The following is an 18,004-nucleotide window of genomic DNA, read 5'->3' as shown; positions in this document are numbered from 1 at the left end:
TAGCGGAATACACAACTCCTGGAGTGCTTGTCATGCATCACCGACCTTCCGTGTTTAAAGCGTGTGTTTTTCTCTTCGCCGCATCGGCTTCCCTCGCAAGCGTTGTGCACGCGGCGGACAGCAAGCTCGATGATGTGCTCAAACGTGGGCATCTCATTGTGGGTACAGGCAGTACCAATGCGCCGTGGCACTTCCAGGGAGCGGATGGCAAGTTGCAGGGTTTTGATATCGACATCGGCCGAATCGTGGCTAAAGGTTTGTTCAACGACCCAAGCAAGGTCGAGTTTGTGGTGCAGTCCTCTGACGCGCGTATTCCCAACCTGCTGACCGACAAGGTCGACATGAGTTGCCAGTTCATCACCGTCACCGCCAGCCGTGCACAGCAGGTTGCCTTCACCCTGCCTTACTACCGCGAAGGTGTGGGCCTGTTGCTGCCGAACAACAGCAAATACAAGGAAATCGAAGACCTGCAAGCGGCGGGCGATGGCGTGACCGTGGCCGTGCTGCAAAACGTGTATGCCGAAGAGCTGGTGCACCAGGCGTTGCCAAAGGCCAAGGTTGACCAGTACGACAGCGTCGACCTGATGTACCAGGCGGTGAACTCCGGCCGTGCCGATGCCGCCGCCACCGACCAGTCCTCGGTCAAGTACCTGATGGTGCAAAACCCGGGCCGCTACCGCAGCCCGACCTACGCCTGGAGCCCGCAAACCTACGCGTGCGCGGTCAAGCGCGGCGATCAGGACTGGCTGAACTTCGTCAACACCGCGCTGCATGAAGCCATGACCGGCGTGGAATTCCCGGCCTACAAAGCCTCTTTCAAGCAATGGTTCGGTGTGGATTTGCCAGAACCTGCGATCGGTTTCCCGGTTGAGTTCAAGTAAATCGTAAATCCTGGGGCGTCGCTGACGGCGCCCCGAGCAGGTACTGCCGACCATGAACTATCAGTTGAACTTTGCCGCCGTGTGGCGTGATTTCCCCAGCTTGCTGGCGGGGCTCGGCCTGGGCCTCGAACTGGCCTTGCTGTCGATCGCCATCGGTTGCGTGATCGGCCTGATGATGGCGTTTGCCATGCTGTCCAAGCACCGGGCGTTGCGAATCTTCGCCTCGGTGTATGTGACGGTGATCCGCAATACGCCGATCCTCGTGCTGATCCTGTTGATCTACTTTGCCTTGCCCACACTGGGGGTCCGGCTCGACAAGATCCCCTCGTTCATCATCACCCTGTCGCTGTATGCCGGTGCTTACCTGACCGAAGTGTTCCGCGCCGGGCTGTTGAATATTCCCAAGGGCTTGCGTGAAGCCGGCTTGGCCATCGGTTTGGGTGAGTGGCGAATCCGCGCCTACATCACCGTGCCGGTGATGCTGCGCAACGTGTTGCCGGCCCTGTCGAACAACTTTATTTCGCTGTTCAAGGACACGTCGCTGGCGGCCGCGATTGCGGTGCCGGAGCTGACCTACTACGCCCGCAAGATCAACGTCGAAAGCTACCGGGTGATTGAAACCTGGATGGTCACGACCGCGCTCTACGTGGCGGCCTGTTACTTCATTGCCATGCTGCTCCGTTACCTGGAACAGCGTCTGGCGATCCGTCGTTAAGGAGGGTTTGCATGTACGAGTCCCCAAGCTGGCTGCATGAGTTGTGGATCGCCCGGGATACGCTCTGGGCGGGGTTTCAAACCAGTATTTATTGCTCGGTGCTGGCGATTATCTTTGGCACGCTGATCGGTATCTTTGCCGGGTTGATCCTCACCTACGGCAAGTTCTGGATGCGCGCGCCGTTTCGTCTGTACGTCGATCTGGTGCGCGGTACGCCGGTGTTTGTGCTGGTGCTGGCGTGTTTTTACATGCTGCCGGCGCTCGGTTGGCAGATCAGCGCGTTCCAGGCCGGCGCCGTCGGGTTGACGCTGTTTTGCGGCTCCCACGTGGCGGAAATCGTGCGCGGCGCGCTGCAAGCCATTCCCCGTGGGCAATTGGAAGCGGGCAAGGCGATTGGGCTCACGTTCAAACAATCGCTGACCTACGTGCTGTTGCCCCAGGCGTTGCGCCAGATCCTGCCGACCTGGGTCAATTCCTCCACCGAAATCGTCAAGGCCTCGACCTTGCTCTCGGTGATCGGCGTGGCCGAATTGCTGCTCAGCACCCAGCAAGTCATCGCACGTACCTTCATGACCCTGGAGTTCTACCTGTTCGCCGGGTTTCTGTTCTTTGTCATCAACTACGCCATCGAGTTATTCGGTCGCTACATTGAAAAGCGGGTGGCCTTGCCATGAACCAACCTCAAACCAACCAACCGCTGCTGAACATTCGTGGCCTGCGTAAACAATACGGCCAGGTCGAAGTGCTCAAGGGCGTCGACCTGTCCATGCAGCGCGGCAACGTGGTGACGTTGATCGGCTCCAGCGGCTCGGGCAAGACCACTTTGCTGCGTTGCGTCAACCTGCTCGAAGAGTTCCAGGGCGGGCAGATCAGCCTGGACGGCGAGTCCATCGGCTACAGCGAAATCGCCGGTAAACGTGTGCGTCACCCCGAGCGCGTGATTGCCCAGCACCGTGCGATGACCGGCATGGCCTTCCAGCAATTCAACCTGTTCCCGCATCTGACCGCGTTGCAAAACGTCACCCTTGGCCTGCTCAAGGTCAAGAAGATGGGCAAGGATGAGGCTGTGGCCCTGGCCGAAAAATGGCTGGACCGCGTAGGTCTGCTGGAACGCCGCAATCACTTCCCCGGTCAACTTTCCGGCGGTCAGCAACAGCGCGTGGCGATTGCCCGCGCCATTGCCATGAACCCCAGCCTGATGCTGTTTGATGAAGTCACCTCGGCCCTCGACCCGGAACTGGTGGGCGAAGTGCTCAGTGTGATCAAGGGGTTGGCGGAAGAGGGCATGACCATGTTGCTGGTCACCCACGAAATGCGCTTTGCCTATGAAGTGTCGGACAAGATCGTCTTCATGAACCAGGGCCGCATTGAAGAGCAGGGGGCGCCGAAAGACATCTTCGAACGCCCGCAATCGCCGCGCCTGGCGGAATTTTTGAAGAACATTCGTTTTTAATCAGGAGCAATTTTTATGAGCATTACTCGTTACGGCGCCGGCAGCACCGCCGGTGGTGGCCAGCCGCGACCTTTCGCCCGCGCCGTGGAAGCTGACGGCTGGCTCTACGTGTCGGGCCAGGTGCCGGCGGTAGACGGTGAAATCATCACCGGCGGCATCATCGAGCAAACCCGCCAGACCATGCGCAACGTGGTGGCGATTCTGGAGGAGGCCGGTTACGAACTCAAAGACGTGGTGCGCGTCGGCGTATGGCTGGAAGACCCACGGGACTTCTGGAGCTTCAACAAAGTGTTCGGCGAATACTTCACCCCGGAACACGCCCCGGCACGCGCCTGTGTGCAGGCCAACATGATGGTGGACTGCAAGGTCGAGATCGATTGCGTGGCCTACAAGAAAAAAGGCTAAATGCCCCTCTCTTGAGATCACTGAAATCCAATGTGGGAGCTGGCTTGCCTGCGATGACGGCGTGTCAGGCAGCCCATGGGTAACTGAACCACCGCCATCGCGGGCAAGCCCGCTCCCACAGGGTACCACTGTGCAGCATTACCACTATGACCGGATCGACGACTGCCATGACCGAAGACACCATCAAACGCCGCGCCAAAGGACTGGACCGTGCATTCGATATCCTCGATTTTCTCAAGGAGATCGGCCAGCCCCTGCGCCCGAATGATATTGCCAGCGGCATCGGCAGCCCCAAATCCACCGTCTATGAACTGGTCGCGTCGTTGCTGGAACGGCGCATTCTGGAAACGGTGGGCAAGGACGGTCACGTCTACCTCGGCCGCCAGCTGTACTTTCTCGGCCAGGCGCACCTGCGCCATTTCGACCTGACCCGCGAGGCCGACCACGCCTTGCAGGAGATCGTCAGCCAGACCCATGAAACCGCGCAGATGTGCCTGCTTAACGGGCGCAAATACACGGTGGCGCTGATGCGCGAAGGCGAGCGGCATTTTCGTATCTCCTCGGACATCGGCGAAAACGCGCCAATCCCCTGGACCGCTTCCGGGCGCTTGTTGCTGGGGCACTTGAGCGACCAGCAGATCATCGACCTGATCGACTACGACGACTTCATCCTGCCGGACGGCCAGCGCCTGCCGCTGGAAACCTTCCTGGCGCAAATCCGTCAAGCCACCCTCGATGGTTTTTTCTCCTTCGACAGCGTGGCCGACACCTTCACCCATTGCTTTGCCGCCCCGGTGCGGGACGCGCAGGGCATCAGCATCGCGACCTTGTGCATCGTTGCACCGCGCGCCGATGCGACCAAAAACTACAACGACTATCGCCGGGTGTTGATCGACAGCGCCAATAACCTGGCCCGGCGTATCAACGAATAGGAGTACTTCATGTCTGCCCTCAATGCCGTTGAAAAAGGCGCCGCCGCCGTCGGTGCCCACCTGGTGCGCGACGTCAGCCTGCCGGCCCTGGTGCTGCACCGCGATGCACTGGAACACAACATCCGCTGGATGCAGGCATTTGTCAGCAACAGCGGTGCAGAGCTCGCGCCCCATGGCAAAACCAGCATGATGCCGGCGCTGTTCCAGCGTCAGATCGAGGCGGGCGCCTGGGGCATCACCCTGGCCAACGCCGTGCAGACCCGCGCCGCCTATGCCGGTGGCGTGCGCCGCGTATTGATGGCCAACCAGCTGGTGGGCGCGCCGAACATGGCGCTGATCGCCGACCTGCTGGCGGACCCGGATTTTGACTTTCACTGCATGGTTGATCATCCGGACAACGTCGCTGACCTGGGGCTGTTTTTCGCCGCCCGTGGCCTGCGCCTGAACGTGATGATCGAATACGGTGTGGTCGGTGGCCGTTGCGGGTGCCGCAGCGAGCAGGAAGTGCGCGAGCTGGCCAAGGCAATCAAGGCCCAACCGGCCCTGGCCCTGACGGGTATTGAAGGCTACGAAGGTGTGATCCACGGCGAACACGCCGTCAGCGGCATCCGTGACTTCGCCGCCAGCCTGGTGCGCCTGGCCGTGGACCTGCAAAACAATGGCGCGTTCGACTTGCCCAAGCCGATCATCACCGCCTCGGGGTCGGCCTGGTACGACCTGATCGCCGAGTCGTTCGAAGTGCAAAACGCCGCCGGGCGCTTCCTCAGCGTGTTGCGCCCCGGCAGCTATGTGGCCCACGACCATGGCATCTACAAAGAAGCGCAGTGCTGCGTGCTTGATCGTCGCGGCGACCTCAACGAAGGCCTGCGCCCGGCCCTGGAAGTCTGGGCACACGTGCAATCGATGCCCGAGCCTGGCTTTGCGGTGGTTGCCCTGGGCAAGCGCGACGTGGCCTACGACGCCGGTTTGCCGGTGCCGCTCAAGCGCTACAAGGCCGGGATTGTGCCGGCTGAAGGCGATGATGTAACCGCGTGCAAAGTCACGGCGGTGATGGACCAGCATGCGTTCATGAGCGTGGCGCCGGGGGTTGAGTTGTGTATCGGCGACATCATCTCCTTTGGCACTTCGCACCCGTGCCTGACCTTTGACAAGTGGCAGGTGGGTTGCCTGGTGGATGAGCGGTTGCAGGTCGTTGAATCCTTGGATACCTGCTTCTAAACCGCGTCGTGGCCATCGCAGGCAAGCCAGCTCCCACATTCGACCGAGTTCCTTCAGTTGAAATGCATTCCAGCTGTGGGAGCTGGCTTGCCTGCGATGAGGCCCTCCCACACACCAAGAGTCCCCAGGCATGAACACAACTCCCCGCATCGCCCTGATCGGCGAATGCATGATCGAACTGCAACACCGCGCCGATGGCAGCCTGCAACAGAGCTTCGGCGGCGACACCCTGAACGCGGCGGTGTACCTGCGCCGCGAGTTGGGCGCCGTTGGCACGGTCGACTACGTGACCGCCCTGGGCGATGACAGTTTCAGCGATGCCATGTGCCAGCAATGGACCGTCGAAGGCCTCGGGCTGGGCATGGTTCAGCGCCTGCCGGGGCGTTTACCGGGGTTGTACTGCATCCAGACGGATGCCAGCGGCGAACGCAAATTCCTCTACTGGCGCAACGAAGCCGCTGTGCGCGACTGCTTTACCACGCCGGCAGCCGAGCCGATCCTGGCGGCGTTGCCGGACTACGACGTGGTGTATTTCAGCGGCATCACTCTGGCGGTACTGGGTGAAGTCGGGCGTGAGCGCTTGCTGCAAACTCTGATCGAAACGCGCCGGCGCGGTGGCAAGGTGGTGTTCGACAACAACTATCGCCCGCGCCTGTGGGCGAGTGTCGACGCGGCGCGCGCGGCGTATCACCAGGTGTTGGCCGAGGTGGATATCGCCCTGCTGACCGAGGATGACGAGCGCGCGTTGTTTGGTTATGCCAACAGCGAGCAGGTGTTCGCGGCGTACCCGGCGATTGCAGAAGTGGTGCTCAAGCGCGGGGCGAATGCGTGCTTGATCCGTTGTAATGGCGAGCGCTTTGCGGTGCCGGCGCTGAAGGTCGAGAAGGTGGTGGATACGACGGCGGCGGGGGACTCGTTCAGTGCGGCGTATTTGGCCAGTCGGCTCAAGGGCGGCTCGCCTGAACAGGCGGCGTTGGCCGGGCATCGGTTGGCGAGTAGGGTGATTCAGGTGCCCGGGGCTTTGATTGCGCGGTGAATGGCCGCCTGCGGCGGTTCGCAGGCAAGCCAGCTCCCACATTTGACTGAATTTTTCCAGTTGAAATGCGCTCAAGTGTGGGAGCTGGCTTGCCTGCGATAGCGGTCCTGAGCCAACCCCTCAGTCGCGGTAAAACACCTGCACCAGGTGGTAACCAAACTTGCTCTTGATCGGCCCGTGCACCACTTTCACCGGCTTCTTGAAGATCACCGCATCAATAACCCCCACCATCTGCCCAGGCCGCACTTCACCCAAATCACCGCCGCGCTTGCCGGAGGGGCAAGTGGAGTACTTTTTGGCCAGCACATCAAACGCTTCGCCCTTGGCAATGCGCTGCTTGAGCTGTTCGGCTTCTTCGCTGGTTTTCACCAGAATATGACGGGCTTGGGCTTTCATAAGGTTCTACCAGGTGTGCGACGGCGCGCGATTATGCCTGAACTCATTCGTCGACGTTGATCATGCTGCGGATTTTAGTCGCCAGCAGATCAATGGAAAACGGCTTGGCCACCATGTCCATGCCGTCCTCCAGGAAGCCCTGGCGCTCGGCGGCTTGTTCAGCGTAACCGGTCATGAATAATACGCGCAGGCCAGGCCGGTGCTGACGGGCGATTTCGGCCAGTTGCCTGCCGTTCATGCCCGGCAGGCCGACATCGGTGACCAGCAGGTCCACGCGCAGGTCCGATTCCAGCAGCGGCAGCGCGGTGCGCGCATCTGCCGCCTGGTGAGCGGTGTAGCCCAGCTCGGCGAGCACATTGACCACCAGCATGCGCACCGCCGGGTCATCCTCGACCACCACCACCGCTTCACCGGCGAGTGCCAGCGGCGCTTCGCCCAAATGCGGCGGCAGGTTGCTTTCCAGCGCGGTGCCGTGCAACCGCGGCAGGTACAGGCGCACGCAGGTGCCCTGGCCGGGTTCGCTTTGGATGGTCACATGGCCGCCGGATTGCTGGGCAAAGCCGTAGATCATCGACAACCCCAGGCCGGTGCCCTGGCCGATGGGCTTGGTGGTGAAGAACGGGTCGAAGGCCTTGGCGAGAATCTTCGGCGCCATGCCGGTGCCGTTGTCGCAGACGCCGAGCATCACGTAGTCGCCGGCCTTGACCGGCTCCAGCGTGGTGATGTCGGTGCCGTCCAGGTAACTGTTGGCAGTTTCGATGCGCAATTCGCCGCCGTCGGGCATCGCGTCGCGGGCGTTGATCACCAGGTTGAGCAAGGCGTTTTCCAGCTGGCTGGCATCGGTGTTGACCGGCCAGATATCTTTGCCCAATTGCACCTTGAGCGTGATATGCGCGCCTTTGGTGCGACGGAACAAATCTTCCAGGGACGCCACCAGCTCGTTCGGGTCCAGTGGCCGGCGGTCCAGCGATTGGCGGCGTGAGAAGGCCAGCAGCCGGTGGGTGAGGGCGGCCGCGCGATGGGCGGACGACACGGCCGCATCGGTAAAACGGCCGATTTCGTCGCTGCGCCCGGCGGCGATATAGCGCTGCATCAAGTCCAGGCTGCCGATAATGCCGGTGAGCATATTGTTGAAGTCATGGGCGATACCGCCGGTGAGCTGGCCGACCGCTTCCATTTTTTGTGCATGGCGCAGTGCGTCTTCGGCGCGCTCACGCTCGAACATCTCGTTTTGCAGGCGCTGGTTGGCCTCGGCCAATGCCTGGGTGCGCTGGGCCACGCGTTCTTCAAGGTTTTCGTTGAGGTGGCGCAGGGCTTCTTCGGTGAGTTTGCGTTCGGTCTCATCGATCACAAAAATGTAGAAACCATTCACCGAGCCGTCATTGCTGAAGCGCGGCAAGTACTTCATCAGCGCATGGCGCGGCCGGCCGTCGCGGTGCGGGGTGATGGTCATGAAGCTGCAGGCCTTGCCACGCAGCGCGGCGTCGATCTTGTCCGCGCGCCCGGCATACACCTCGTCGCCGAGTACTTCGCGGATGCTTTTGCCGTACAGCTCCTGGGGCGTCATGCCGTACCAATCGAGGTAGGCGCTATTGTTGAGGCGAAAGCGCTGCTCGTGGTCGACATAACCGATCAGCACCGGCATGGCGTTGATGATCAGTTGCAGCTCGGTCTGGCTTTGACGCAGCGCCTGTTCGGTCTGCTTGCGCTCGGTCAGGTCCAGCGCGGCCCCCAGGAAACGCGCCGGGCGGCCTTGGTGGTCCTTGTAGCAGCGGCCGCGGGCAAACACCCAGCGCACCTGGCCATCGGCCTGCAGCAGGCGGTATTCCTCGGCGTATTCGGTGCCGAAGGTGATGCAATGCTTGATGCTGCGCGCGACCATGCCGCGGTCTTCGGGGTGAACGCCGTGCAGGTAGTCGCTGATGGGGAGCAGGCCGGCGTCTTGCGGGTCGACACCGTGCAAGTTGGCAAAGTGGGCGTCGGCGATAAAGCGGTCTTCGCCGATATCCCAGTCCCAGGTGCCCACCGCGTCGGTTGCCGCCAGTGCCAGTTGCAGGCGTTGTTCGCTGTTGTGCTGGGCCTTGAGGCTGTCTTCGGAGCGCTGTTGCAGTTCGAGGGTTTTGCTGCGCCGCTCGTTGGTCTCGATGGCAGTGACCAGGATCCCGGCCACGCTGCCGCCTTCGTCGCGCACCGGGCTGTAGGTCAGGTCGAGCCAGATTTCGGTGTCGCGGTTATTGCGTTGCAGCACAAAGCGCTGTTCGCTGAAGGTGCGCACCTGGCCGCCGAGCACCGCGTCGTAGATCGGCGCAGTAAAACTCTCAAGCTCCGGCCAGGTGTCATGGGCCGGTCGGCCCAGCGCCTCGGGATGCTTGTTGCCCGCGAGCACGGCGAAGCTGTCGTTATAGAGCTGGGTGAGCTGGCTGCCCCACAACAGCAGCATCGGCATCGGTGAATGGACGACGATATCGACGGCTGTGCGCAGGCTTTGCGGCCAGTCATCGGCCTCACCGAGCGGGCTTTGCGCCCAGTTCAGCCGCGCAATCAATGCGGCGGCTTCGCTACCGGTGGATGTTCCATTCATGAAAAAGCCCTGCACCTGACACTTTGAAATACGACAACAGCCGATTATCCCGCGAGACGGGAACGGCTGACTACCCCTCGAAAAATAGCATGCATTGAGGGGTTGTCTTCAAATCAGTGCGTCAGAGCTGAAACCTTTCATCCGTCCGCCAGCTCAGGGCGGTTGCGAAACTGTTCCAGCGCCTGCGGGTTTGCCAGGGCATCGGTGTTTTTGACCGGCTCGCCATGCACCACATTGCGCACCGCCAGCTCGACGATCTTGCCACTGATGGTGCGCGGTATGTCGCTGACGGCGAGGATCTTCGCCGGGACATGGCGCGGCGTGGTGTTGGCGCGGATCACCTGACGAATCTGCTGCTCCAGCGCGTCATCCAGCGTGATGCCTTCGTTGAGCCGCACAAACAACACCACCCGCACATCGTCCTGCCAGCGTTGGCCGATGGCCAGGCTTTCCAGGACCTGCGGGACTTTTTCCACCTGGCGATAAATTTCTGCGGTGCCGATGCGCACACCGCCGGGGTTGAGCACCGCGTCGGAGCGCCCATGAATCAGCAGGCTGCCATTGGCGCGCTGCTCGGCGTAGTCGCCCTGGGCCCATACGCCGGGGAACTGGCTGAAATACGAAGCCCGCAGTTTTTTCTGGTCGGGGTCATTCCACAGGCCAATCGGCATGGCCGGAAAGTGCCGGGTACACACCAGCTCGCCTTTTTCCCCGACCAGCGGCCGGCCCTGGTCGTCCCACACTTCGATGGCCATGGCCAGGCTCTTGCACTGCATTTCGCCGCGCCGCACCGGCAGCACCGGGTTGCCGATCACAAAGCAGGAGACGATATCGGTGCCGCCCGACATTGACGACAGGCACAGCTCGGCCTTGATCTCGCGGTACACATAGTCATAACTCTGCGGCGACAGCGGCGAGCCGGTTGAAATCAGGCCTTTGAGGCTGCCCAAATCGTGGCTCAGGCGCGGTTGCAGGCCGGCCTTTTCCAGGGTGGCGAGAAACTTGGGGCTGGTACCGAATACGCTGATTTTTTCCGCGTCGATCAGGTCGATCAGCCGCTCGGGGCCGGGGTGAAACGGCGAGCCGTCATACAGCACCGCCGTGGCACCCAGGGCCAGCACTGACACCAGCCAGTTCCACATCATCCAGCCGCAGGTGGTGTAGTAGAACAGGCAGTCTTCGCGCGACAGGTCGGCGTGCAGTCCGTGTTCCTTTAGATGGGTGAGCAGCACGCCGCCGGTGCCGTGGATGATGCACTTGGGTACGCCCGTGGTGCCGCTGGAGTACAGGATATACAGCGGATGATCGAACGGCACCGGGACAAATTCAGGCTCGCCGCCGGGTTGGTAGAAGTCGTTCCACAGTGCGACCCTGGCGTGGGTGCGGTAGTCCTCGACGCGCGCCTGGGGCTGGGCATACGGCACGATGATCAACTGTTCCAGGGACGGCAGGCGTTCGAGGATTTCATTGAGTTTGGTGCTTTGGTCGATGTTTTTGCCGGCGTAGCGGTAGCCCGCGCAGGTGATCAACACTTTGGGTTCTATCTGGCCGAAACGGTCGATCACGCCTTGGGTGCCGAAGTCCGGCGAGGAGCACGACCAGATCGCGCCCAGGCTGGTGGTGGCAAGCATGCCGACCAGGGTTTGCCAGGTGTTGGGCATGCACGCAGCCACGCGGTCGCCCTGGGTCACACCGGCCGCCCGCAAGCTGCGCTGCAAGCCTGCGACATGCTCGGCCAGTTCGGCATAGGTCAGTTGTTCGCGCTGGCCCTCTTCGCTGACCGCCACCACCGCCGGGTGAGCATCCCGACGGCGCAGCAGGTGTTCGGCAAAGTTCAGGGTCGCGCCGGGGAACCACTCGGCGCTGGGCATTGCCGCGCCTTCGATCAGTGTGGTGCTGGGCGGGTTGCGAAAGTGTACGTCGAAAAAGGACACGATCGCCTGCCAGAAGGCTGGGCGCTGGTCGATGCTCCACTGGTGCAGGGCTGGGTAGTCGCGCAACTGCACGCCGTAGCGTTGGTTGATGAAGCGCCGGAACTGGTCCATTCGCGTGTTGGCGATGCGTTCGGGGGAGGGTTGCCAGAGGATCTCGGACATGGGGAAGTCTCTTGTTTTTGTACAAAACCTCCAGCCAACACAGGTCGAAACTGTGGGAGCTGGCTTGCCTGCGATAGCGGTGGGTCAGTTAGCTCATTGGTTACTGACCCACCGCTATCGCAGGCAAGCCAGCTCCCACATGTGATCTTCAGTGCCTGATTTACTGGGCCAGCCAACCACCGTCGATGTTCCACGCGGCGCCGCGCACTTGGGCGCCAGCTTCACTGCACAGGAACAACACCAACTCACCCAGCTGTGGCGGCGTCACAAACTCCAGCGACGGCTGTTTCTCGGCCAGCAAATCATGCTGCGCCTGCTGCGGATCAACGCCCTTGGCCGCGCGATCATCAATCTGCTTCTGCACCAGCGGGGTCAACACCCAGCCTGGGCAGATGGCGTTGCAGGTGACGTTACCGGTGGCGGTCTCCAGGCCCACCACCTTGGTCAATCCGATGACGCCGTGTTTGGCCGCCACATAGGCCGCCTTGCCCACCGAACCGACCAAACCATGCACCGATGCGATATTGACGATGCGCCCCCAGCCCTTGGCCTTCATGCCCGGCAAACTCAAACGCGTGCTGTGGAACACCGACGACAGGTTAATGGCGATGATCGAATCCCAGCGCTCCACCGGGAAGTCTTCCACGGCCGCCACGTGCTGAATACCGGCGTTGTTGACCAGAATGTCGACGCCGCCGAACTCGCGCTCGGCGTAGGCAAACATGTCGGCAATTTGCGCCGGGTCGCTGACGTCCGCCGGGTGATGCCCGACCTTGCCGCCGAACGCCTGCACCTGGGCGATCACCGCGCTGGCGTCGCCGAAGCCGTTGAGGATCAGGTTGGCACCGGCCTTGGCCAGGCTCAGCGCGATGCCCAAGCCGATGCCGCTGGTGGAGCCGGTAACCAGGGCGGTCTTGCCATTCAAAGTCGTCATGAAAACCTCACACAATGCCGGTGGCGTAGAAAGTACCGATCACCACGAACACCGCGAGGGTCTTGATGATCGTGATGCCGAAAATGTCCTTGTAGGCTTCGCGGTGGGTCAACCCGGTGACCGCGAGCAGGGTGATGACCGCGCCGTTGTGGGGCAGGGTGTCCATGCCGCCACTGGCCATGGCCGCAACCCGGTGCAGCACTTCAAGGGGGATATTGGCCGCATGGGCCGCCGAAATAAAGCTCTCGGACATGGCCGCCAGGGCGATGCTCATGCCGCCGGAGGCAGAGCCGGTGATACCGGCCAGCAGGGTCACGGTAATCGCTTCGTTGACCAGCGGGTTGGGGATGCCCTTGAGCCAGTCCGCCAGCACCAGAAAGCCCGGCAGCGAGGCGATCACCGCGCCAAAGCCGTATTCCGAGGCGGTGTTCATGGCCGCCAGCAGCGCGCCGCTGACCGCGCTTTTACTGCCTTCGGCGAGTTTGCTTTTGATCGCCGACCAGCCGAACACCAGCACCATGACGATGCCCACCAGCAACGCCGCCTGCACCGCCCAAATCGCCGTGAGCTTGGCGATGTCGGTGGTCACCGGCGCGCTCATGCCCGGCAGGCTGAGGCTGTGGGTCTTGCCGTACCACTGCGGGATCCAGTGGGTGAACAGCAGGTTCATCACGCCCACCAGAATCAGCGGGGACAGCGCGACCCACGGGTTGGGCAGCGCCAGGTTGTCGGCGGTTTCCGGCTCGTTGCGCAGCTCGGTGCCATAACCTTCACCGGCGCGTTGTGCCTTGTTGCGCTGGCGCGCCAGGTAGAGCATGCCGGTGCAGAACACGAAGACCGTGCCGATCAAACCCAGCCACGGCGCCGCCCAGGCGGTGGTGTTGAAAAAGGTGCTGGGGATGATGTTCTGGATCTGCGGCGTGCCGGGCAGGGCGTCCATGGTGAACGAAAACGCACCGAGGGCGATGGTCGCCGGGATCAGGCGCTTGGGAATGTTGCTTTGGCGGAACATCTCCGCCGCAAACGGGTACACCGCAAACACCACCACAAACAGCGACACGCCGCCGTAGGTGAGCAGGGCGCAGACCAGCACAATCACCAGCATCGCCTGGCGCGTGCCAAGCAAGCGGATGGCGGCGGCCACAATCGAGCGCGAAAAGCCCGACAGCTCAATCAGCTTGCCGAACACCGCGCCGAGCAGGAACACCGGGAAATACAGTTTGATAAAGCCGACCATTTTCTCCATGAACACCCCGGTAAACGCGGGGGCGACGGCGGAGGGGTCGGTGAGCAGCACGGCGCCGAGGGCGGCGATGGGGGCAAACAGGATCACGCTGTAGCCACGGTAGGCGGCCAGCATCAGCAGCGCGAGGGCTGCTAGGGCAATGATCACACTCATGGTGTGTCTCCAGATCGAATTGTTATTTTTGTGGGTAGTGCGTTGGAGAGGGGCTATAGCGAGATGTGTGCCAATTGACTAAGTGGTTGAAATATATATATATTATTATTTGGTGCGGGTGCAATTCTTGAGATTGTCTCTTTTTTGAGACTGACAAGGATCAAAAGTGGGAGCTGGCTTGCCTGCGATAGCGGTGGTTCAGCTCAATAGGTATTGACTGATGGGCCGCTATCGCAGGCAAGCCAGCTCCCACAGTGGACTGTCTTTGTTTGTGGAGTTGTGTCTATTTATTGAGACTCGCTCATGTCCAATGCCACCATTTTTTTGTACAGGGTCGATCTACCCAGCCCCAACCGCTTGGCGGCTTCCACCACATTGCCTTCACAGGCCTTGAGTGCCGCCGCAATCACCTGCCGATCAAAGCGCTCCCGCGCCGCCGCAAATGTCTCGCCCTCGACCGTCTCCACCCGCCCACGGGCCACCGGGCTGAACGTGCCGATCGCCGCGCGAATCTCTTCGGCATCCAGCACCAGGTCATCACTCAACAACGCCGCGCGTTCCAGTACGTTGCGCAGTTCACGGATATTCCCCGGCCACGCGTGCTGCGCCAGCAACGCCAGGGCTTCGCGGTCAAGCTCATGCTGGCTGCGCAACTCTTCAAGAATCGCCTCGCTCAATGCCGGTATATCCTCCAGCCGCTCGCGCAACGGCGGTACCTGGATCGGCAGTACATTCAAGCGGTAGTACAGATCCGCCCTGAATTCGCCGCGCTTGATCGCCGCTTCCAGGTCCATGGACGTGGCCGCAATCACCCGCACATCGCTGTGCACCATTTCGTTGGAGCCCACCGGCTCGTATTCCTTTTCCTGCAACACCCGCAGCAGTTTGCTTTGCAGCGGCAGTGGCATGTCGCCGATTTCATCGAGGAACAGCGTGCCGCCCTGGGCGATCTTCAACTTGCCGGGGCGGCCCTTGCGGTCGGCGCCGGTGAAGGCGCCCGGTGCGGTGCCGAAGAACTCGGCTTCGAGCAGGTCGCCGGGAATGGCCGCGCTGTTGATGCTGACAAATGCTTTATGGGCGCGCGTTGATGCGCCGTGGATGGCCTGGGCCAGCAACTCTTTACCGGTGCCGGTTTCGCCCAGCAGCAACACGGGCGACTCGGCACTCGCACTGCGTCGTGCCCGGCGTTTGACTTCCAGGCCGGCCGCGCTGGTGCCAATAAAATGCGCGAAGTTGTATTTGCTCTGGCGTGAACGCAGCAGCGAACGGGTGGAGGCCAGCTCCTGCTGCATGCTCAGGTAGCGCTCGATCAGCGGCGACAAGTTGCGCAGCTCATCAAACAGCGCAAACCCGATCGCGCCGATCACCGCGCCTGCGTCATCGTGGATCGGCAGGCGCATCACCACCAGCGGGCCTTTGGGCGTGTCCTGGATATCCAGCAGAATCGGCTGGTCGTTGCGCACCACCTGGCGTAACAGACTATTGGAAATCACCTGCTCGCACGGCTGGCCGATGGCTTCATCGGCGCTTTTAAGACCAAAACGTTTGGCGTAGCGCTCATTCATCCACACGATATTCGCGTCGCGATCGACAATCACCGTGCCTTCGCTGGACTGCTCGATGATCTCGAACAGCGACTGGATGGCCAGGCCGCGAACCTGCTGGTAGTCCTTGAGGCTGTCGCTGATGTTCATGCTCACACTGCCAACGCAAAATATGATTGGAATACGGTCCTGTGGGAGCTGGCTTGCCTGCGATGGCGTCCTCAAGATCGCCATCGCAGGCAAGCCAGCGCCTACAAGGGAATGTGCGCCGCCGCCAGCAGCTCTTTGGTGTAAGGATGTTGCGGCGCGTCGAACACCACATGGCTCGCGCCGCGCTCCACCACCTTGCCGTCCTTGATCACGATCATGTCGTGGGCCATGGCCCGCACCACCGCCAGGTCGTGGCTGATAAACAGATAGGTCAGGCCGTATTTTTCCTGCAGTTCACGCAACAGCGCCACCACTTGTTTCTGCACGGTGCGGTCGAGGGCTGAGGTCGGCTCATCCAGCAGCATCAGCGCAGGCTTGAGCACCAAGGCGCGGGCGATCGCGATGCGTTGACGCTGGCCACCGGAAAACTCATGGGGGTAACGATGACGGCTGGCGGGGTCGAGGCCCACGTCCTTGAGCACCTGGATCACTTGCGCATCGCGGTCGGCCAGGCTGCACGGCGCGTGCACTTCCAGGCCTTCGCTGATGATCTGTTGCACCGACATGCGCGGGCTGAGGCTGCCGAACGGGTCTTGGAACACCACCTGCATCTGCTTGCGCCATGGGCGCATCTGCTGGTTGTTCAGCGGGTCGAGGGCTTCACCCTGAAAACGGATACTGCCGGTGGAATCGAGCAAGCGCAGGATCGCCTGGCCGAGGGTGGATTTGCCCGAGCCGGACTCGCCGACAATCCCCAAGGTTTTGCCGCGCTGCACGCTAAGGCTAATGCCGTCGACTGCGCGCAGCCAGGTTTTGCGCCTGAACAGCCCGCCGCCGAGGGGGAATTGCACGCTCAGGTCGTCGACTTGCAACACCGTCTCACGTTCATCACTGCACAGCGCATCGCCGGACGGCTCGGCATCCAGCAGCAGGCGGCTGTAGGGGTGTTGCGGCGCAGTGAACAGCGTCTCGCAGTCGGCCTGCTCGACAATCTCCCCGGCACGCATCACGCAGACACGCTGGGCAATGCTGCGCACCAGGTTGAGGTCATGGCTGATCAGCAGCAGCGACATGCCCAGGCGTTGTTGCAACGACTTGAGCAGCAGCAGGATCTTGCGCTGCACGGTCACGTCCAGCGCGGTGGTGGGTTCGTCAGCAATCAGCAGCTCCGGCTCGCAGGCCAGGGCCATGGCGATCATCACCCGCTGGCGCTGGCCGCCGGAGAGTTGATGCGGGTAAGCCTTGAGGCGCTCCTGGGGTTTCTGGATGCCCACCAGTTCGAGCAGCTCAAGAATGCGTGACTGCGCCGCCTTGCCGCCCAGGCCCTTGTGCAGCAGCAGGGTTTCGCCGATCTGTTTTTCGATGCTGTGCAGCGGGTTGAGCGAGGTCATCGGCTCCTGGAAAATCATCGCAATACGGTTGCCGCGCAGCTTTTGCAAGGTGGCCGTCGACGCGCCGATCAGCTCCTGGCCGCGATACTTCACCGAGCCTGTGGTGTGCGTGCCCGCGTCTGGCAGCAATTGCAGAATCGAGTGGGCGGTTACCGACTTGCCCGAACCCGACTCGCCGACCAAGGCCAGGCATTCGCCAGGGCGCACGTCCAGGCACAGTTTGCTCACCACGGTCTGGCCGCTGAAGGCGACGCTGAGGTCGCGGATCTCGATCAGGTTCATACGCAATTACTCATGAGCGTGGGTCGAAGGCATCACGTAATGCCTCGCCGATAAAGACCAGCAGCGACAGGATCAGCGCCAAGGTGAAAAATGCCGTCAGGCCCAGCCAGGGCGCTTGCAGGTTTTGCTTGCCCTGAGCAATCAGTTCGCCCAGGGACGCGCTGCCGGCGGGCATGCCGAACCCGAGAAAATCCAGGGCGCTCAAGGTTGAAATTGCCCCGGTCAAGATAAACGGCAGGTAGCTCAAGGTGGCGGTCATGGCGTTGGGCAGGATATGCCGGCGAATGATCTTGCCATCGCCCAGGCCCAGGGCGCGTGCGGCCTTGACGTATTCCAGGTTGCGCCCGCGCAGGAACTCGGCGCGCACCACGTCCACCAGGGCCAGCCAGGAAAACAGCGCCATGATCCCCAACAGCCACCAGAAATTCGGTTCGACAAAGCCGGACAAAATGATCAGCAGGTACAGCACCGGAAGTCCGGACCACACTTCCAGAATGCGCTGACCGAGCAGGTCGACCCAGCCGCCGTAATAGCCCTGCAAGGCGCCGGCGGCGATGCCGATGGCGGCGCTGATGGCCGTGAGCGCCAGGG

The 18,004-nt window shown here is 61.9% G+C and carries 16 protein-coding genes; 8 read left to right on the top strand and 8 right to left on the bottom strand.

The features are described from left to right. Positions 1–32: 32 nt before the first annotated feature. From GIW48_RS27435 to GIW48_RS27400, 8 genes are all read left to right on the top strand, one after another. Positions 33–881, top strand: coding sequence for a transporter substrate-binding domain-containing protein (locus GIW48_RS27435; protein ID WP_017135917.1), 849 nt, complete (start codon positions 33–35; stop codon positions 879–881). 52 nt (positions 882–933) lie between these two features. Beyond that, the gene (locus GIW48_RS27430; protein WP_169987647.1) at positions 934–1,596 is read left to right on the top strand and encodes an amino acid ABC transporter permease; all 663 of its coding nucleotides are present in this window, start codon (positions 934–936) and stop codon (positions 1,594–1,596) included. 11 nt (positions 1,597–1,607) lie between these two features. Continuing rightward, on the top strand, positions 1,608–2,270 hold the full coding sequence (locus GIW48_RS27425) for an amino acid ABC transporter permease (RefSeq protein WP_017135915.1): 663 nt from the start codon (positions 1,608–1,610) through the stop codon (positions 2,268–2,270). After that, on the top strand, positions 2,267–3,049 hold the full coding sequence (locus GIW48_RS27420; RefSeq protein WP_017135914.1) for an amino acid ABC transporter ATP-binding protein: 783 nt from the start codon (positions 2,267–2,269) through the stop codon (positions 3,047–3,049). Before GIW48_RS27425 ends, GIW48_RS27420 begins: the two co-directional genes overlap by 4 nt. 15 nt (positions 3,050–3,064) lie before the next feature. Beyond that, positions 3,065–3,454, top strand: a complete 390-nt coding sequence (locus tag GIW48_RS27415) for a RidA family protein (protein ID WP_010210958.1) — start codon at positions 3,065–3,067, stop codon at positions 3,452–3,454. Positions 3,455–3,621: 167 nt separating this feature from the next. After that, positions 3,622–4,386 carry an IclR family transcriptional regulator gene (locus GIW48_RS27410; RefSeq protein ID WP_017135913.1) on the top strand — a complete coding sequence of 255 codons (765 nt, stop codon included), beginning with the start codon at positions 3,622–3,624 and terminating at the stop codon, positions 4,384–4,386. A gap of 9 nt (positions 4,387–4,395) precedes the next feature. After that, entirely contained in the window at positions 4,396–5,604 is a 1,209-nt protein-coding gene (locus GIW48_RS27405) for an amino acid deaminase (RefSeq protein WP_236461796.1), read from the top strand. Positions 5,605–5,734: 130 nt separating this feature from the next. Beyond that, a complete protein-coding gene (locus tag GIW48_RS27400) occupies positions 5,735–6,640 on the top strand; it encodes a sugar kinase (RefSeq protein WP_236461794.1) in 906 nt (301 codons plus the stop codon). A gap of 120 nt (positions 6,641–6,760) precedes the next feature. Here the strand turns inward: GIW48_RS27400 and GIW48_RS27395 are convergent, their stop codons facing one another. From GIW48_RS27395 to GIW48_RS27360, 8 genes are all read right to left on the bottom strand, one after another. Beyond that, positions 6,761–7,036, bottom strand: a complete 276-nt coding sequence (locus GIW48_RS27395) for a peptidylprolyl isomerase (RefSeq protein ID WP_010564624.1) — start codon at positions 7,034–7,036, stop codon at positions 6,761–6,763. Positions 7,037–7,079: 43 nt separating this feature from the next. Next, positions 7,080–9,617, bottom strand: coding sequence for a PAS domain-containing hybrid sensor histidine kinase/response regulator (locus tag GIW48_RS27390; protein WP_236461791.1), 2,538 nt, complete (start codon positions 9,615–9,617; stop codon positions 7,080–7,082). A gap of 137 nt (positions 9,618–9,754) precedes the next feature. Further along, the gene (locus tag GIW48_RS27385; protein WP_236461788.1) at positions 9,755–11,713 is read right to left on the bottom strand and encodes an acetoacetate--CoA ligase; all 1,959 of its coding nucleotides are present in this window, start codon (positions 11,711–11,713) and stop codon (positions 9,755–9,757) included. A 160-nt stretch (positions 11,714–11,873) separates the two neighbouring features. Continuing rightward, positions 11,874–12,647 carry a 3-hydroxybutyrate dehydrogenase gene (gene hbdH / locus GIW48_RS27380; RefSeq protein ID WP_236461785.1) on the bottom strand — a complete coding sequence of 258 codons (774 nt, stop codon included), beginning with the start codon at positions 12,645–12,647 and terminating at the stop codon, positions 11,874–11,876. A 7-nt stretch (positions 12,648–12,654) separates the two neighbouring features. Further along, on the bottom strand, positions 12,655–14,046 hold the full coding sequence (locus GIW48_RS27375; RefSeq protein WP_099489563.1) for a GntP family permease: 1,392 nt from the start codon (positions 14,044–14,046) through the stop codon (positions 12,655–12,657). A gap of 287 nt (positions 14,047–14,333) precedes the next feature. Beyond that, the gene (locus tag GIW48_RS27370; RefSeq protein WP_236462944.1) at positions 14,334–15,740 is read right to left on the bottom strand and encodes a sigma-54 interaction domain-containing protein; all 1,407 of its coding nucleotides are present in this window, start codon (positions 15,738–15,740) and stop codon (positions 14,334–14,336) included. Between the two features lie 101 nt (positions 15,741–15,841). Continuing rightward, on the bottom strand, positions 15,842–17,413 hold the full coding sequence (locus tag GIW48_RS27365; RefSeq protein WP_017136941.1) for an ABC transporter ATP-binding protein: 1,572 nt from the start codon (positions 17,411–17,413) through the stop codon (positions 15,842–15,844). Positions 17,414–17,423: 10 nt separating this feature from the next. After that, a partial coding sequence (locus GIW48_RS27360; RefSeq protein ID WP_236490689.1) for an ABC transporter permease subunit occupies positions 17,424–18,004 on the bottom strand: 581 nt, incomplete at its 5' end.

This window comes from Pseudomonas sp. PA-6-3C (assembly GCF_021605825.1).
GTDB lineage: Bacteria > Pseudomonadota > Gammaproteobacteria > Pseudomonadales > Pseudomonadaceae > Aquipseudomonas > Aquipseudomonas edaphica.
Note: the sequence above shows the minus strand (reverse complement) of the source record. Positions and strands in the feature narration are given on the sequence as shown.

What these genes read in the sequence shown, in the direction of transcription:
- GIW48_RS27435 (WP_017135917.1), top strand. Translation starts at nt 33, where the DNA reads ATGCATCACCGACCTTCCGTGTTTAAAGCGTGTGTTTTTCTCTTCGCC.
- GIW48_RS27430 (WP_169987647.1), top strand. Translation starts at nt 934, where the DNA reads ATGAACTATCAGTTGAACTTTGCCGCCGTGTGGCGTGATTTCCCCAGC.
- GIW48_RS27425 (WP_017135915.1), top strand. Translation starts at nt 1,608, where the DNA reads ATGTACGAGTCCCCAAGCTGGCTGCATGAGTTGTGGATCGCCCGGGAT.
- GIW48_RS27420 (WP_017135914.1), top strand. Translation starts at nt 2,267, where the DNA reads ATGAACCAACCTCAAACCAACCAACCGCTGCTGAACATTCGTGGCCTG.
- GIW48_RS27415 (WP_010210958.1), top strand. Translation starts at nt 3,065, where the DNA reads ATGAGCATTACTCGTTACGGCGCCGGCAGCACCGCCGGTGGTGGCCAG.
- GIW48_RS27410 (WP_017135913.1), top strand. Translation starts at nt 3,622, where the DNA reads ATGACCGAAGACACCATCAAACGCCGCGCCAAAGGACTGGACCGTGCA.
- GIW48_RS27405 (WP_236461796.1), top strand. Translation starts at nt 4,396, where the DNA reads ATGTCTGCCCTCAATGCCGTTGAAAAAGGCGCCGCCGCCGTCGGTGCC.
- GIW48_RS27400 (WP_236461794.1), top strand. Translation starts at nt 5,735, where the DNA reads ATGAACACAACTCCCCGCATCGCCCTGATCGGCGAATGCATGATCGAA.
- GIW48_RS27395 (WP_010564624.1), bottom strand. Translation starts at nt 7,036, where the DNA reads ATGAAAGCCCAAGCCCGTCATATTCTGGTGAAAACCAGCGAAGAAGCC.
- GIW48_RS27390 (WP_236461791.1), bottom strand. Translation starts at nt 9,617, where the DNA reads ATGAATGGAACATCCACCGGTAGCGAAGCCGCCGCATTGATTGCGCGG.
- GIW48_RS27385 (WP_236461788.1), bottom strand. Translation starts at nt 11,713, where the DNA reads ATGTCCGAGATCCTCTGGCAACCCTCCCCCGAACGCATCGCCAACACG.
- hbdH (WP_236461785.1), bottom strand. Translation starts at nt 12,647, where the DNA reads ATGACGACTTTGAATGGCAAGACCGCCCTGGTTACCGGCTCCACCAGC.
- GIW48_RS27375 (WP_099489563.1), bottom strand. Translation starts at nt 14,046, where the DNA reads ATGAGTGTGATCATTGCCCTAGCAGCCCTCGCGCTGCTGATGCTGGCC.
- GIW48_RS27370 (WP_236462944.1), bottom strand. Translation starts at nt 15,740, where the DNA reads ATGAACATCAGCGACAGCCTCAAGGACTACCAGCAGGTTCGCGGCCTG.
- GIW48_RS27365 (WP_017136941.1), bottom strand. Translation starts at nt 17,413, where the DNA reads ATGAACCTGATCGAGATCCGCGACCTCAGCGTCGCCTTCAGCGGCCAG.